Genomic DNA, 13,655 nt, shown 5'->3' with positions numbered 1-13,655 from the left:
ACCGCCCCGCCGCGGGTCGACCGCAGCGACCGCACCCGCGCATCCCGGCGGCGGACGCGCGCCGCGCCGAGAACAGGCGATCGTTTCAGAACAGGGCGTCGGCGCCGAACCACGCCCTGTGCTCGAACGATCCCCTCCGCCCGAACAGGCCCGGCGCGCAGGCACCGACGGAAAGAGACGACGATGCCCCCGCGCGAGCGGGGGCATCGGATGCCGCGACTCAGCCGAACAGCGCGGCGGCCTCTTCGTAGCGGTAGAGCGGAACGCTGTTGAGCTCACCCAGGGCGTCGGCGAAGGGCACGCGCACGATGTCGGTGCCGCGCATCGCGACCATCTGGCCCCAGGCGCCCTCGTGCAGGGCGTCGGCGGCGTGCAGGCCGAGACGCGTGGCGAGCACGCGGTCGAAGCCCGACGGCGAACCGCCGCGCTGGATGTGCCCGAGCACGGTGGAGCGGGTCTCGATGCCGGTGAGGCGCTCGATCTCCGGGGCGAGCAGTTCGCCGATGCCACCGAGGCGCGGGCGGTTGAAGGCGTCGAGGCCCTTGTCGCTGAACGCCTCGTCCATGCCCGTGAGCTTGAAGCCCTCAGAGACGACGACCAGGGGCGCACGGCCGCGGTCGTGGGCGCGGGTGACCTGCTCGACGATCTCGTCGATCGACATCGGCACCTCGGGGATGCAGATGACGTGCGCGCCCGCGGCGATACCGGCGTGCAACGCGATCCAGCCCACGTGGCGACCCATGACCTCGGCCACCATGCAGCGCTGGTGCGAGTCACCGGTCGTGCGCAGGCGGTCCATGGCATCCGTCGCGATGTTGACGGCGGTGTCGAACCCGAAGGAGTAGTCGGTCGCGCGCAGGTCGTTGTCGATCGTCTTCGGAACGCCGAGCACGTTGATACCGTCCTTCGACAGACGGTCGGCCGCGGCGAGCGTGCCCTCGCCGCCGATGGCCAGGATGCCGTCGAGACGGTGCCCGTACATGGTCTTGGAGATGTTCTCGGCACCGCCGCGCGCGCCCTCGTAGGGGTTGGTGCGGCTCGTGCCGAGGATGGTGCCGCCGACCTTGGACAGCCCCTTCACCTCGTGACGCGTCAGGGGGAAGAAGTCGCCGTCGACGACGCCGCGCCACCCGTCGCGGATGCCGACGAACTCGATGTCGTAGTTGGTCGTGCCCTTGAGCACGACGCCACGGATGACCGCGTTCAGCCCGGGGCAGTCGCCGCCGCTGGTCAGGATGCCGATCTTCATGGGCAGAGTCCTCTGGTGCTGTGATTCGGGTGAAGGGGTCGGCGCCGTTGCCGTCTTCGACCCTATCGCCGTGGGCGGGAACGCTGCCACACGAGTGCACCCACGAGCACCGGCCGCGGGTGACGGGGACCCCGCAGCACGAACCCCGCAACGCGAACCCACGGCACGAACCGCGCAGCACGAACCGCGCGGCGCGAACTCCACGGCGCGAACCGCGACGCACAATCTCCACCTCACCGACCCCACAGCACGAACGCCCCGGCGCCGAAGCGACCGGGGCGTTCGTGAGGAGCCGGATCAGGCCGCGCCGAGCGCCTGCCGCAGCAGGTGCATGAGCGCCGACAGCTGCACGGAGTCGCTCGAGCCGGGCTCGACCGCCAAGCCGTCGAGGGCACGCTGGGCGAGACCCTCCTTGGAGTCGATGAGCTCGGCGATCTTCGTGTCGATCGTGTGCGCGGCGATGATGCGCCACGCCGTCACGGGTTCCCCCTGGCCGATGCGGTGCACGCGGTCGATCGCCTGGGTCTGCTCGGCGGCGGTCCACGACAGCTCCGCGAGGACGACGTTGGAGGCGGCCTGCATATTCAGACCCACGCCGGCGGCGGTGAGCGAACACACCGCGATGCCCACGTCGGGGTCGCCGTTGAACGCGTCGATCGCGGCCTGGCGCGCCGTCGAGGTCTGCTCGCCGCGCACCGAGACGGCTTTCAGGCCGGACGCCTTGAAGTGGGCCTCCGCGGCATCCATCACGTCGATGTGCTTGGCGAAGAAGACGACCTTGCCGACGGACCGCTGCAGCTGCACCGCGTAATCGGCGGCGAGGTGCGCCTTGGCCTGACCGATACGGCGGACCATCGTGAAGACGTTCTCGCTGCCGGAGCCGGCGGCCTTCGCCTCTTCGAGCTCGCCGTGGGCGACGAGACGCACGATGTCCTCGTCGATCTCGCCGGGGGCGAGCCCGCGGTCGCCGCGCGCTTCGATGATGCGGCGGTACTTCGCGGCGAGGCGGGCGCCGAGTTCGCGCTCGGCCTGACGGATCGAACGACCGAATTCGTCGTCGAGCTCAACGGGGAGGTCGGCCACGAGCTTGTCGGGAAGGTCGGCGGCGACGTCCTTCTTCTTGCGCCGCACAATGCCCATCGAGATCACGGCTTCACGCGCCTCGGGGTAGAACGCCTTGTCGGCGGGCGTCAGGCCCGTGGCGTCCAGCTTCTCCATGAGCTCGGGGCCGGGCTTCTCGCCGTTGGTCCAGCCGAGGAACCGCCAGATCGCGTCGAAGTCCTCGACGTCGTTGATCAGCGGCGTGCCGGTGAGCGCCAGCAACAACGGGTCGCGCGTCTGCTGTCGCACGCGCGACGCGAGGGCGAGTACGTTCTGCGACCGCTGCGACGAGAGGTTCTTGATGAAGTGCGCCTCGTCGACGACGATGCCCTTGAGCCCGATCGACGACAGCCACGACAGGTGGCGGTCGAGGATCTCGTAGTTGACGATGAAGATGTCGGCGAAGGCGTCGATGTCGGCGCCACCGCCCGAGATCACCGTCGCGCGGCGCTGCGGCGTCCAGCGCTGCACCTCGCGGGCCCAGTTCATCTTCACGACGTTGGGAACCACGACCAGCAGCGGGTAGGCCTCGGCGACGCTCGCGGCGAGCACCGACTCGGCGGTCTTGCCCAGGCCCGGCTCGTCGGCGAGCAGGAACGCCCGGTGACCATGGCGCACGGCCTCGAGGAAACGCGACTGGTGCGGCATGACCTCGAGTCCGCGCGGCGAGATCTGATCGAATTCGGGGACGGGCGGCAGGTCCATGCTCGCGGCCGACCCGCCGGCGCCGGTCTCGAACGCCTTGTACAGCGGGCCCATGAGCTCCCAGCCGTCGAGACGGCGGCGGGGCGCGTCGCCGCTGGAGCGGGGCGTGAGGTCGGGCGCCCGGAACGGGTTCGCCATCTGGCGTGCCTCGATGGATGCCGGCACGACCTGCTTCTCGGCGAGCGACGCCGGCACGACCGGGGTGATCTTGGGCGTGTTGTCGGTGATGATGAGCTCGTCGGGCGCGAGCTCGGCCCCGGACTCCAGCAGCCAGTCGCGGCGCATGCGCCGAGCAACGGGCGAGGTGGCCTGATCCACCTCGAGCAGCTGGATCAGCGAGGTGTCGCGGGCGGCGGTCTTGGCGAGGATCGTCGCGACACCGTCGAGGCGCTTGAGCAACTCGGCGCGCGCCGCGTCGGTGATCTCGGTGTCGGCCTTCACCCGCGCGCGTTCCTCGCGGACGAGGAACGCGATCACCTGGAACTTGACGCGGTTGGTGGGTCCGAGCTTGCCGCGCTGGGCCTTCGCCTCGACCTCGCGCACCTTGCGGGCGAGGATCGGGATGACGGGGGCTTCGTCGTCTCGTCGGGATGACGTGGTCTTCCTGCGCCGCTGGCTCGAGCCTCGAGCGGCGGTTGCCGTGGTCGGCATGCTCCTCCTGAGCGTGTCGTCCGGACGTGAGTCCGGAACGTCCCGGCGAATGGCCGGTGGATCAGTGACCCCGAGATTCGCCGCGACACGATCACCCGAGCGGGAGAGGCACGCGACCCGTCCGCGGGGGTCTGCCGGAGAGGGCTCACGCGGGAACGGCGACGGGGTCGCCATCCATTCTAGCCGCTCGCGGCCCGAAATCAGCCCACGACCGTGGACAGGATGTCCTCGGTGTACGACCCCAGGTCGACGTTGATCCACGCGGTGCTCACCCAGACGTCGCCCGAGAGCGCCTGCACCTCGCCCCGCTCGAAGGGCACGTCGTCGAGAGAGACCCCTCGCTGCTCGATGCGGCAGAGCGTGGCAGACCCGGTGTCCTCACATCCGTACCCCGCCGAGGCGAGGGTGTCGCGGACCGTCGCGGCCTGCGAGGCATCGACGATCGACACGTTCGTGGCGATACCGCGTTCGCTGGGGGTTCCCCACGAGCAGCGGATCGTCGGCACCGTCGCGAGCAGCTCGAGGAGCGGGGCCTGATCGGTCGAGAGGAGCGTCACCCCGGGATCGTTGAGGGGGAGGCCCTGACCCTCCAGCGTCGCCCGCTGCCCCTCGGAGAACGCCTGCTCGCATGACGCCGGCAGCGCGACGGCCGGCGTGGGGTCCGGAGTGGGTGTGAGGGTGGGGGTCGCGGTCGGAACGGCCGTGGGAGTCTCGGCGGTCTGCGACGCCCGCGGGGAGGCCTCAGGAGACGCCGCCGGCTCGGGCACGCAGGCGCTCAGCGCCACCGTCAGGGTGAGCACGGCGGAGCCGACGACGGCGGCACGAGCGAGGGGGGACATGAGACCTCCGGGGTTCGCCTCGACCCTAACGCGCGGTCGCGGCGAAGCGGAGGTGTCAGCCCGCGCGTCGCAGACGCAGGCTGTTGAGCACCACGAACATGCTCGAGAACGCCATCGCCGCCCCCGCGAGCATCGGATTCAACAGGCCGAGTGCCGCGAGGGGAAGGGCGGCGACGTTGTACGCGAAGGCCCAGAACAGGTTGCCCCGGATCACGCGCATCGTGCGCCGGCTCAACGCCACCGCCGTGACGATGCCCCGGGGGTCGTCGCGCAGGAGGGCGACGTCGCTCGCGTGCAGAGCGGCATCCGTCCCCCCGCCCATGGCGATGCCGAGATCGGCGGATGCCAGGGCGGCGGCGTCGTTGACCCCGTCGCCGACCATGGCGACCGTGCGCCCCTCTGCCCGCAGCGCCGCGATCTCGGCGACCTTGCCCTCGGGGAGCACCCCCGCGCGTACGCGCCGGATGCCGAGTTCCTCGGCGACGACGCGAGCCACGTGCGGGTTGTCGCCGGTGAGCAGCACCGGCTCGAGACCCATCTCGCGCAGCCGTGCGACGGTCCCGGCGCTCTCGGGACGCACCGTGTCGGCGATCTCGATGACGACCCGCGCCGCCGTCGCGCCGGAGGCGTCGCGCCACCCGGCCACGACGACGGTTCCGCGCCGCTCCCCCGCTTCGACGGCGGCGGCGAGTTCCGCGGGGAGGGGGGCTCCCCGTTCGGCGGCCAGCGCCGCGTTCCCGGCGAACACGTGGACGCCGTCGACGACGCCGGTGATCCCGCGACCGGGCAGAGCCTCGAGGTCGGTCGCGACGGGCTCGCCTCGCTCGGCGGCGTCCTCCTCCGCCGCAGACCTTTGCGTGACGGCATCGGTGACGGAGACACCCGCCGCCGCACTGCGCGCGGCGGACACGATCGCGGCGGCGACGGGGTGCTCCGACCCGCGCTCGACCGCGGCGACGCGGCGGAGGGCGTCATCGGCATCCTCCCCCTCGACGACCGTGACGGAGGTGACGCTCATGCGCCCGGCCGTGAGGGTGCCGGTCTTGTCGAGCACGATCGTGTCGATGCGCTCAGCGGACTCGAGCGCGGCCGGGCCGGTGACGAGGATGCCGAGCTGCGCGGCGCGCCCGGTGCCGACGAGGATCGCGATGGGGGTCGCGAGGCCGAGGGCGCAGGGGCACGCGATGATCAGCACGGCGACCGCCGCGGTGAAGCCGGCCGCCAGGGGCTGCCCGGCGATGAGCCAGGCGGCGAGGGTGAGCACGGCGAGAACGATCACGACGGGGACAAAGACGCCCGAGATGCGGTCGGCGAGGCGCTGCACCCGGCTCTTGCCCAGCTGCGCGTCTTCGACGAGTCGCGCGATGCGGGCCAGCCGCGTCTGCTCGCCCACGCCGGTGGCGCGGACGACCAGGCGCCCGCCCGAAGCGATCGTGCCGCCGGTCACGGACGATCCGGGAGCGACGTCGACGGGCAGCGATTCGCCGGTGAGCATGCTCTCGTCGATCGACGCGCGCCCCTCGACGACGTCGCCGTCGGTCGACACGGTCGCCCCCGGACGCACGACGAAGAGGTCGCCCACCGTGAGCCGGTCGATGTCGATGCGCCGCCCGTCGGCCAGTTCCGCCTCGCGCGCACCGAGGTCGAGCAGGGAGCGCAGCGCTGCCCCGGCCCGCCGCGTCGACCGCTGCTCGATCACGCGGCCGAGCAGGAGGAACACCGTCACGGCCGCGGCGACTTCGAAATACACCACCGAGCTGGCATCGTGCACCGGCCCGAACAGCATCACCTCGTGCCGGATGCCGAGGCGCCCGGCCGTGCCGAACACCAATGCCCACACGCTCCACAGGTAGGCGGCGAAGGTGCCGAGGGTGATGAGGGTGTCCATGGTCGCGGCGCCGTGGCGGGCGTTGCGGAGCGTGGCCCGGTGGAACGGCCAGCCGCCCCACAGCACGATCGGGGTGGCGAGCACGAGAGAGACCCACTGCCAGCCGGGGAACTGCCACGCCGGTACCATGCCGAGCGCCACCACGGGCACGGCGAGCGCGAGCGACACCCACAGGCGCACGCGCAGCGGCGTCGCCCCGGGTGCATCGGCGGTGTCGTGCACGTGTCCGCCCTGCTCGTGTCCGCCGTGCTCGTCGTGCGTGTCGGGCGCGGCGTGGGTGTCGGATGCGGCGCGGGTTTCGGGCGCGGCGTCGGGGGCCGCGGGGGCACCGCTCGCGATGTCGCGCCCCGTGACGGCATCCATCTCTCCCCCGGGGGCCGAGACGACGACCGGCACCGGAGCCGCGGCGTCTTCCACCCGGCGCACGGCTTCCCGGGTGCGCAGGTGCGCGTCGTATCCCGCGGCGCGCACGGCGCCGATGAGGGCCGAGGTGTCGAGGTCGGCGGGGTATCGCACGCGCGCGGTCTCGGTCGCGAGGTTCACCGCGGCCTCGACCCCCTCGACCCGTCCGAGTCGCTTCTCGACGCGGGCGACGCAGCTCGCGCACGTCATGCCCTCGATGTCGAGGATCGCCTCGGCGGTCCCGCCGGTCTCCGTGTCGTCACCCATGGCTCCTCCTCCGGTCACCCTTGCTCAAACAGGATACCCCCTGGGGGTATTCCAGGGGCCGCGCGAACGCGCCGCCCGCCCCGGCGCGCGAACGCGCGCTGCGCCGACGCGGGCTGCGCCGAACCGCCCGCGCGCGTACCCGTGCTCCCGGGGCGGGAGGTTCGGCATCCTGTCCACCCCGCCCGCGGCGGCGGCCGCGACCCTACGCTGAAGAGGTGACGGAGACGATGACGCGAGACCAGCGCGTGGTGCTGATGATCGCGGTGCTCGCCTCGTTCGTGTCGTTCCTCGACGGCACCGTCGTGAACGTCGCACTCCCCGCCATCGCCGACGACCTGGGCGGCGGACTCACCACCCAGCAGTGGGTCGTCGACGCCTACCTCGTGACCCTCGGGGCCTTCATCCTCGTCGCCGGTTCGCTCAGCGACGTGCTCGGACGCGTGGTGGTGCTGCGCATCGGACTGGTCGGCTTCGGCATCGCCTCCGTGGCGATCGCGGCGGCCCCCACCGCCGAGTTCCTCATCGTCGCCCGAGCCCTGCAGGGCGTGGCGGGCGCGCTGCTCGTGCCGAGCTCGCTCGCGCTGATCACCTCGACGTTCCGCGGACCCGCCCAGGCGCGGGCGATCGGCGTGTGGACGGGCGCCACCACCATCGCCATGCTCGCGGGACCCCTCATCGGCGGCGTCTTCGTCGACACGCTCTCGTGGCGGCTGGTGTTCCTCGTCAACGTCATCCCGATCGCCGTGACGATGTGGCTGCTCGCCCGCCTCGGCCACCGCGACCACCGTCGCCCCGGCGCCCGCGTCGACATCCTGGGCGCGATCCTCTGCGCGGCCGGGCTCGGCGGCATCGTCTTCGCGCTCATCGAGCAGCCGAACCTCGGGTGGGCCTCCCCCGTCATCTGGATGCCGGGGGTGATCGGGGCCCTGGCCTTCGCGGGGTTCCTCGTGCGCCAGCGTCTCGCGCGCGACCCGATGATGCCGCTCGACCTCTTCCGCTCACGCAACTTCTGGGCGGGCAACCTCGCGACCGTCTTCGTGTACGCCGCCCTGTCGCTGAACGGCTTCGTGGTGAGCGTGTACCTGCAGCAGGGCGCGGGGCTGCCGGCCACCCTCGCCGGCCTCGCGTCGCTGCCCAGCACCATCCTCATGATCGTGCTGAGTTCGCGCATGGGCGCGCTCGCGGGGCGCTTCGGCCCACGCCTGTTCATGACGCTCGGGCCGCTGGTGATGGCCGCGGGCGCCCTGCTGCTGCTCACCGTGCGGGCCGACTTCGACTACTGGACGCAGGTGCTCCCCGGCGTCGTGGTCTTCGGGCTCGGCCTCACCGCGACCGTGTCGCCGCTCACGGCCGCCGTGCTGGGCGCGATCGACACGGAGCGCTCCGGCATCGCCTCCGCCGTCAACAACGCCGTGTCGCGCGTCGCGGGTCTGCTCGCGATCGCCGCCGTCTCCGCGGTGGTGGGCGGAGCGCTCGACCTCGACGGCTTCCACCGCGCGGCGCTCTTCACCGCCGCCCTGATGGTGCTCGGGGCCGCGGCATCGTTCCTCGGCATCCGCAACCACCTCTCGCGGCAGGACTGACGCGCGGAGCCCGGCGGCGGCGGTCGTGACGCGACCCCGGCGATGCGGCCGCGGCCCACGCCCCGGGGCCGCACAGCACGCCCCGCCACGAACCGGCGCGGCCCGGACTCAGCGCAGGATCGCGCGCGAGCGCTCCACGTCGTCGGCCATCTGCACGAGCAGCGCGTCGATCCCGTCGAACGCCGTCATGCCGCGCACGCGCTCGACGAAGCGCACCTCGACGTGGTGGCCGTAGAGGTCGAGGCCGGTCTCATCGATCACGTACGCCTCCACCTGACGGGAGTGCACGTCGTCGAACGTGGGGTTGGTGCCCACGCTGATCGCGGCGGGGTAGCTGATGCGCCGCGCCCCGTCGACGTCGACGAGCCATCCGGCGTACACGCCGTCGGCTGGCACGAAACCCTCGAGATCGGGCGAGAGGTTCGCGGTGGGGTACCCCAGCTCGCGTCCGCGTTTGAGGCCGTGCACCACCTCGCCCCACACCGAGGGCGCGCGCCCGAGCAGTCGCGCAGCGGTCGCGACGTCTCCGGCCGAGAGCGCCTCGCGGATCCAGGTCGACGACACGCGCCGGTCGGCGTGCACCGCCCGCACGTCGTCGACGATGTCGACGCGGAAGCCGTGTTCGGTGCCCAGGCGTTCCAGCAGGGCGGGGTCTCCCGCTCCCCCGGCGCCGAAGCGGAAGTCGCGGCCGACGAGCACCGTGCGCGCCTCGAGGGCGTCGACGAGGATGCCGCGCACGAAGTCGTCCGCCGGGATCGCCGCGAGGGCCTCGTCGAAGGTGAGCAGCAGCGTGGCATCCACCCCGGCACGCTCGAGCAGATCGAGCTTCTGGTGCGGACCGATCACGTCGGGCGGGCACCGGTCGGGCCGCAGCACGCTGAGCGGGTTGCGGTCGAAGGTGACGGCGACCACGCGCGCGCCGTCGGAGGCGTCGATGCGGGCACGGTCGATCACGGCGCGGTGGCCGGTGTGCACGCCGTCGAACTTGCCGATCGCCACGACCGAGGGCCCGAACCCCGCCGGGACCTCCGCGGGGTCGCGGAAGACGATCACGAGGCCGTCCCGCGGTGACGCACGAGCCACCACAGCCCGAGGAACGGCAGCACGAGCGGGATGAACAGGTATCCGTATCCGTACACGGACCACACCGTGGGGTGCTGGAACAGGGCGGGCAGCACCAGGCTCAGGGTGCCCACGACCAGCACGCCCGCCAGCTCGAACCCGATCGCGACCCAGGCCACGCGGTACCACGCGGGGCGCGCCGAGAAGACGAGGGCGAGGGTGGCGAGGATGTACACGACCGCGGCGAGCGCCGACAGGGAGTACGCCAGCGGGGCATCGTCGAATTCGCGGACGATCTGCACGAACGACCGGCCCGTGGCGGCGAGCGCCATGATGCCGTAGACGACGACGAGGACACGGCCGATGCCGGTCATCCCCCGGGTGCGGGTGGGAGTGGTGGATGCCATGACCCCACGATTCTAGTTGGCCCGCGCCGTCGCCGAGCGGCGTCGGCCCGCGGTCGCTGAGCGACGTCGGCCCGCGCGGTCGCCGAGCGGCGCTGGCCCAGGCGTCGGCTCGCGAGGTCGATGAGCGGTGTCGGCCCGCGCGCAGGTGCCTGAGCGCGCTGAAGGGGTCGGCTCCCGCGCGACCGCGGAGCCCGGGCGCCCGGCCTCTCGCGTCGTCAGGCGATCTGCACGGTCCAGATGACGTGCATGCGCCACACCATCACGGCGACGGCCAGGGCGGCGACGCCCATGATCACGGTGCTCCAGCGGCTGCGTTCGATGAGCGCCCAGGCCGCCCCGGCGATCGGCACGAGGGCGGCAGAGACGAGGTAGGTCCAGAACTCCAGCAGGCTCCCCGTCGGCGGGTTCCCCGCGAACGGCGCGATGATCGCCACCACGATCTGCGCGACCAGCAACAGCTCGATGAGGGCCAGCGACCCGACGGTCACATCGCCCGGGCGGCGGCCGATGAGACCGGCGGTCATCGCGACGACTCCCGCGAGAACGGCCAGGCCGACCTGCGCGAGCGTGAACCACAGGATCATCGGGAGGTCTCCTCGGGCATGTTCATGACGCTCTTCAGCTGTGCGCCGCGCTTCTCGACGATGCCGACGAGCCGCCCGTCGGGGTCGATGGCGGCGGCCACGGCGGCGGTGAGCCGCCCGCCACCGTCGATGCGCTTGCCGTGACGCAGGTCGCGCGCCTCGTCGGCGCCGACGGCGACGGCTCCGACCGTAACCGCCGCAGCCGTGGCCGGCTCGACCAGCGCGTCCTCGGCGAGGTCGTCGACGGATGCCGCCGCTTGCACCTCGAACGCGCCGATGCGCGTACGACGCAGTGCCGTCAGGTGCCCGCCCACGCCGAGCGCCCGGCCCAGGTCGCGAGCCAGCGCGCGGATGTAGGTGCCGGTCGTGCAGTCGACGACGACGTCGAGCGCGATGGTGCCGGAGTCCCGACGCGTCTGTCGCACCTCGAAGCGCGACACCGTGACGCGACGCGCCTTCAACTCCACCTGCTCGCCGGCGCGCGCGAGGTCGTACGCGCGCCGCCCCGCCACCTTGATGGCCGAGACCGTGCTCGGCACCTGATCGATCTCACCGGTGAGGTCGGCGATGCCCGCCGCGATCGCCTCGTCGGTCACGGCGTCGACGTCGGCGGCATCCGCCCGCGCGGTCTCGACGCCGTCGGCGTCGTCGCTGTCGGTCGAGGCGCCCAGGAGGATCGTGGCCTCGTAGGTCTTGTCGGCGCCGACGATGTAGGTCAGCAGCCGCGTCGCTCCCTCCACGCCGAGCACGAGCAGACCGGTCGCCATCGGGTCGAGGGTACCCGCGTGGCCGATCTTGCGGGTGCCGAGCGCGCGCCGCGCCCGCGACACGACGTCATGACTGGTGATGCCCCCCGGTTTGTCGACCAGCAGGATGCCGGGACGGACCATCAGCAGAAGTCCCCGAACACCTGTACGGGGTGGGCGGGGTCGGAGTTCTCCACGATCACGGACGCGGCGGCCTTCGGCCGAACGGTGCGGAGGTAGTGCTTCTCGGCATCCGGCAGCTCGGGGCGCGGCGCCCCGATGGGCGGGTTGCTCTCGAGCCAGATCGTGAAGTTCCAGATCCCGCGCACCTCGGGGCGGAGCAGGAAGCGGCCCGAGACGACGAGCACCGCGTCGGCCGGAGCGATGGCGTCGGGACCGAACGCCTCGCCCGCCCGGAACGGTGCGATAAGTCGCTCGCGGACGTCGGGCGCCCCATCGGCGACCGAGACACGGAAGACGGCCGTGCCCTCGTCGACGATCGCCCGCTCGAAGTCGTTCGCGAACTGCGCCGCGGCGTCGAGGTCGAGCGCGTCGACGGCGACGACGACACGGCCCGCACGGTTGTTCTGCCGCATCAGGGCGACCAGGTTGCGCTGCAGATCGGGGACGGTGTTCTCGCTCGACGCCATGCCCCCAGCCTACTTTCGACCACCGACACCCGACCCCGCAGCCCGACCTTTCGCGCCCGCCCCGCCGCCCTCCACCCCCCACATAAACGCGATCCGCGCGCATAAACACGCTCTCACCGCGTTTCCCGGCGCGGACGGCGTTTATGCATGCCGTCCCCGCCCCCGCGCACGCCGCGCCACCCCCGGCGCACCGCCGCCCACCGCCCGCCCCCGCCCGCTCCGCCCACCGCCCGCCCCCGCCCGCCCCACCCGACGCCCCCCCACGCATAAACGCTCTGCGCACGAGGAAACACGCGCTCCTCGCGTTTCCGCGCGCGCAGAGCGTTTATGCGGAGGGGGCGGCGCCCGCCCGCGACCGTAGGCTGGACGGATGCCAGAACTCGCCGCCCCGCTCATCGCGTGGTACAGCGACGCGGCGCGCGACCTCCCGTGGCGCCGTGTGGGCTTCGACGCCTGGGGCACGCTCGTCAGCGAATTCATGCTCCAGCAGACCCCCGTGAACCGCGTCATCCCGCACCTCGAGGCCTGGCTGGAGCGCTGGCCCACGCCCGCCGACCTCGCCGCCTCCGCCCCCGGCGATGCCGTGACCCAGTGGGCCAACCTCGGCTACCCCCGCCGCGCGCTCTGGCTGCACCGCGCCGCCGCCGAGATCCGCGACCGCCACGACGGCGTGGTCCCCCGCGACGTCGAGGCGCTGCTCGCGCTGACCGGCATCGGCGACTACACCGCGCGGGCCGTCGCCGTGTTCGCTTACGGGGATCGGCATCCGGTCGTCGACACCAACACCCGGCGCGTGCTCGCCCGTGCCGTCGAGGGCCGCGCGCAGCCCGGCCCGCCGCACCGCAGAGACCTCGAACGGATGGATGCCGAGCTGCCCGCGGACATCGCCGAGTCGGCCGTGGTCAACGCCGCGGCGATGGAGCTGGGCGCGATCGTGTGCACGGCCCGCGCGCCGAAGTGCGAAGCGTGCCCCCTCGCCGCGCAGTGCGCCTGGCGCGCCGCCGGCTACCCCGAGTCGGAGGACCGCCGCCGCCGTCAGGCGACCTACGAGGGCAGCGACCGGCAGGCGCGGGGCGCCGTGCTGAAGGTCCTGCGCGATGCCGCCCCCTCCCCCGTTCCGCTTCCCGCGGTGCTGCCCGACTGGCCCGACGCGGCCCAGCGCGATCGGGCGATCGACTCGCTCGTCGCCGACGGCCTCGCGGAGGCTCTCGACGATCTGCTGCGGCTGCCGGGTCACCCGGCGGCCTGAGCCCGCACGCGTTTCCGCCCGGCGTCCTCCGGCCCACGATCCCCGGCCGAGGTCCCGGCCCACGACCCTCGCCCCGCCCACGCGGCCGTGATCCTCGGCGTCCTGGCACGCCGACCGCCGCCGCACCCCGACCGAGTACGACACGGCTCCGCCCGGGAAAGCGAACGACCGGATGCCGTGCCCCGCAGGGCGGCATCCGGTCGTTCGCGGAGGGGGGGGGTGGCCGCGGGGGGGGAGGGGCGGGGGGGGGGCCGGGGAGGTGGGGACCCGCG

At 72.8% G+C, this 13,655-nt stretch carries 11 protein-coding genes; 2 read left to right on the top strand and 9 right to left on the bottom strand.

Features of this window, described 5'->3' with window-relative positions; genetic code table 11:
• Positions 1-220: 220 nt before the first annotated feature.
• The 4 genes from ACK4LS_RS13795 to ACK4LS_RS13780 form a co-directional block, all read right to left on the bottom strand.
• Positions 221-1,249, bottom strand: a complete 1,029-nt coding sequence (locus ACK4LS_RS13795) for a 6-phosphofructokinase (RefSeq protein ID WP_141375580.1) — start codon at positions 1,247-1,249, stop codon at positions 221-223.
• A 297-nt stretch (positions 1,250-1,546) separates the two neighbouring features.
• Positions 1,547-3,706: a DEAD/DEAH box helicase gene (locus ACK4LS_RS13790; protein WP_409718352.1), complete on the bottom strand. Its 2,160-nt coding sequence runs from the start codon at positions 3,704-3,706 to the stop codon at positions 1,547-1,549.
• A gap of 200 nt (positions 3,707-3,906) precedes the next feature.
• Positions 3,907-4,545: a hypothetical protein gene (locus ACK4LS_RS13785; protein ID WP_409718349.1), complete on the bottom strand. Its 639-nt coding sequence runs from the start codon at positions 4,543-4,545 to the stop codon at positions 3,907-3,909.
• A 55-nt stretch (positions 4,546-4,600) separates the two neighbouring features.
• Entirely contained in the window at positions 4,601-7,102 is a 2,502-nt protein-coding gene (locus ACK4LS_RS13780; RefSeq protein WP_409718346.1) for a heavy metal translocating P-type ATPase, read from the bottom strand.
• Positions 7,103-7,329: 227 nt separating this feature from the next.
• On the opposite strand from ACK4LS_RS13780, the gene ACK4LS_RS13775 reads away from it, so the two are divergent.
• Positions 7,330-8,685: an MFS transporter gene (locus ACK4LS_RS13775; RefSeq protein WP_409718355.1), complete on the top strand. Its 1,356-nt coding sequence runs from the start codon at positions 7,330-7,332 to the stop codon at positions 8,683-8,685.
• 108 nt (positions 8,686-8,793) lie between these two features.
• On the opposite strand, the gene ACK4LS_RS13770 is transcribed toward ACK4LS_RS13775, so the two are convergent.
• The 5 genes from ACK4LS_RS13770 to ACK4LS_RS13750 all read right to left on the bottom strand — a co-directional run bounded on the left by ACK4LS_RS13770 (position 8,794) and on the right by ACK4LS_RS13750 (position 12,134).
• Entirely contained in the window at positions 8,794-9,738 is a 945-nt protein-coding gene (locus ACK4LS_RS13770; RefSeq protein WP_409718343.1) for a bifunctional riboflavin kinase/FAD synthetase, read from the bottom strand.
• Positions 9,735-10,154 carry a hypothetical protein gene (locus ACK4LS_RS13765; protein ID WP_409718340.1) on the bottom strand — a complete coding sequence of 140 codons (420 nt, stop codon included), beginning with the start codon at positions 10,152-10,154 and terminating at the stop codon, positions 9,735-9,737. The genes ACK4LS_RS13770 and ACK4LS_RS13765 overlap by 4 nt, the downstream gene beginning before the upstream one ends.
• 215 nt (positions 10,155-10,369) lie before the next feature.
• The gene (locus ACK4LS_RS13760) at positions 10,370-10,738 is read right to left on the bottom strand and encodes a hypothetical protein (RefSeq protein ID WP_409718337.1); all 369 of its coding nucleotides are present in this window, start codon (positions 10,736-10,738) and stop codon (positions 10,370-10,372) included.
• Positions 10,735-11,628, bottom strand: coding sequence for a tRNA pseudouridine(55) synthase TruB (gene truB / locus ACK4LS_RS13755; RefSeq protein ID WP_409718334.1), 894 nt, complete (start codon positions 11,626-11,628; stop codon positions 10,735-10,737). The genes ACK4LS_RS13760 and truB overlap by 4 nt, the downstream gene beginning before the upstream one ends.
• On the bottom strand, positions 11,628-12,134 hold the full coding sequence (locus ACK4LS_RS13750; RefSeq protein ID WP_409718331.1) for a hypothetical protein: 507 nt from the start codon (positions 12,132-12,134) through the stop codon (positions 11,628-11,630). The genes truB and ACK4LS_RS13750 overlap by 1 nt, the downstream gene beginning before the upstream one ends.
• Before the next feature lie 370 nt (positions 12,135-12,504).
• On the opposite strand from ACK4LS_RS13750, the gene ACK4LS_RS13745 reads away from it, so the two are divergent.
• Positions 12,505-13,383 (top strand): A/G-specific adenine glycosylase, encoded by an 879-nt coding sequence (locus tag ACK4LS_RS13745; RefSeq protein WP_409718328.1) that lies wholly within the window; start codon positions 12,505-12,507, stop codon positions 13,381-13,383.
• Positions 13,384-13,655 lie beyond the last annotated feature (272 nt).

The sequence above is a fragment of the Microbacterium sp. genome, assembly GCF_046295495.1.
In the GTDB taxonomy this organism is placed as follows: Bacteria; Actinomycetota; Actinomycetes; order Actinomycetales; family Microbacteriaceae; genus Microbacterium.
The sequence above is the reverse complement of the archived record's forward strand: the minus strand, read 5'-3'. Positions and strand labels throughout refer to the sequence as shown.

Coding starts and splice junctions, on each gene's coding strand:
- ACK4LS_RS13795 (WP_141375580.1), bottom strand. CDS start 1,249: ATGAAGATCGGCATCCTGACCAGCGGCGGCGACTGCCCCGGGCTGAAC.
- ACK4LS_RS13780 (WP_409718346.1), bottom strand. CDS start 7,102: ATGGGTGACGACACGGAGACCGGCGGGACCGCCGAGGCGATCCTCGAC.
- truB (WP_409718334.1), bottom strand. CDS start 11,628: ATGGTCCGTCCCGGCATCCTGCTGGTCGACAAACCGGGGGGCATCACC.
- ACK4LS_RS13775 (WP_409718355.1), top strand. CDS start 7,330: ATGACGCGAGACCAGCGCGTGGTGCTGATGATCGCGGTGCTCGCCTCG.
- ACK4LS_RS13785 (WP_409718349.1), bottom strand. CDS start 4,545: ATGTCCCCCCTCGCTCGTGCCGCCGTCGTCGGCTCCGCCGTGCTCACC.
- ACK4LS_RS13745 (WP_409718328.1), top strand. CDS start 12,505: ATGCCAGAACTCGCCGCCCCGCTCATCGCGTGGTACAGCGACGCGGCG.
- ACK4LS_RS13765 (WP_409718340.1), bottom strand. CDS start 10,154: ATGGCATCCACCACTCCCACCCGCACCCGGGGGATGACCGGCATCGGC.
- ACK4LS_RS13790 (WP_409718352.1), bottom strand. CDS start 3,706: ATGCCGACCACGGCAACCGCCGCTCGAGGCTCGAGCCAGCGGCGCAGG.
- ACK4LS_RS13750 (WP_409718331.1), bottom strand. CDS start 12,134: ATGGCGTCGAGCGAGAACACCGTCCCCGATCTGCAGCGCAACCTGGTC.
- ACK4LS_RS13760 (WP_409718337.1), bottom strand. CDS start 10,738: ATGATCCTGTGGTTCACGCTCGCGCAGGTCGGCCTGGCCGTTCTCGCG.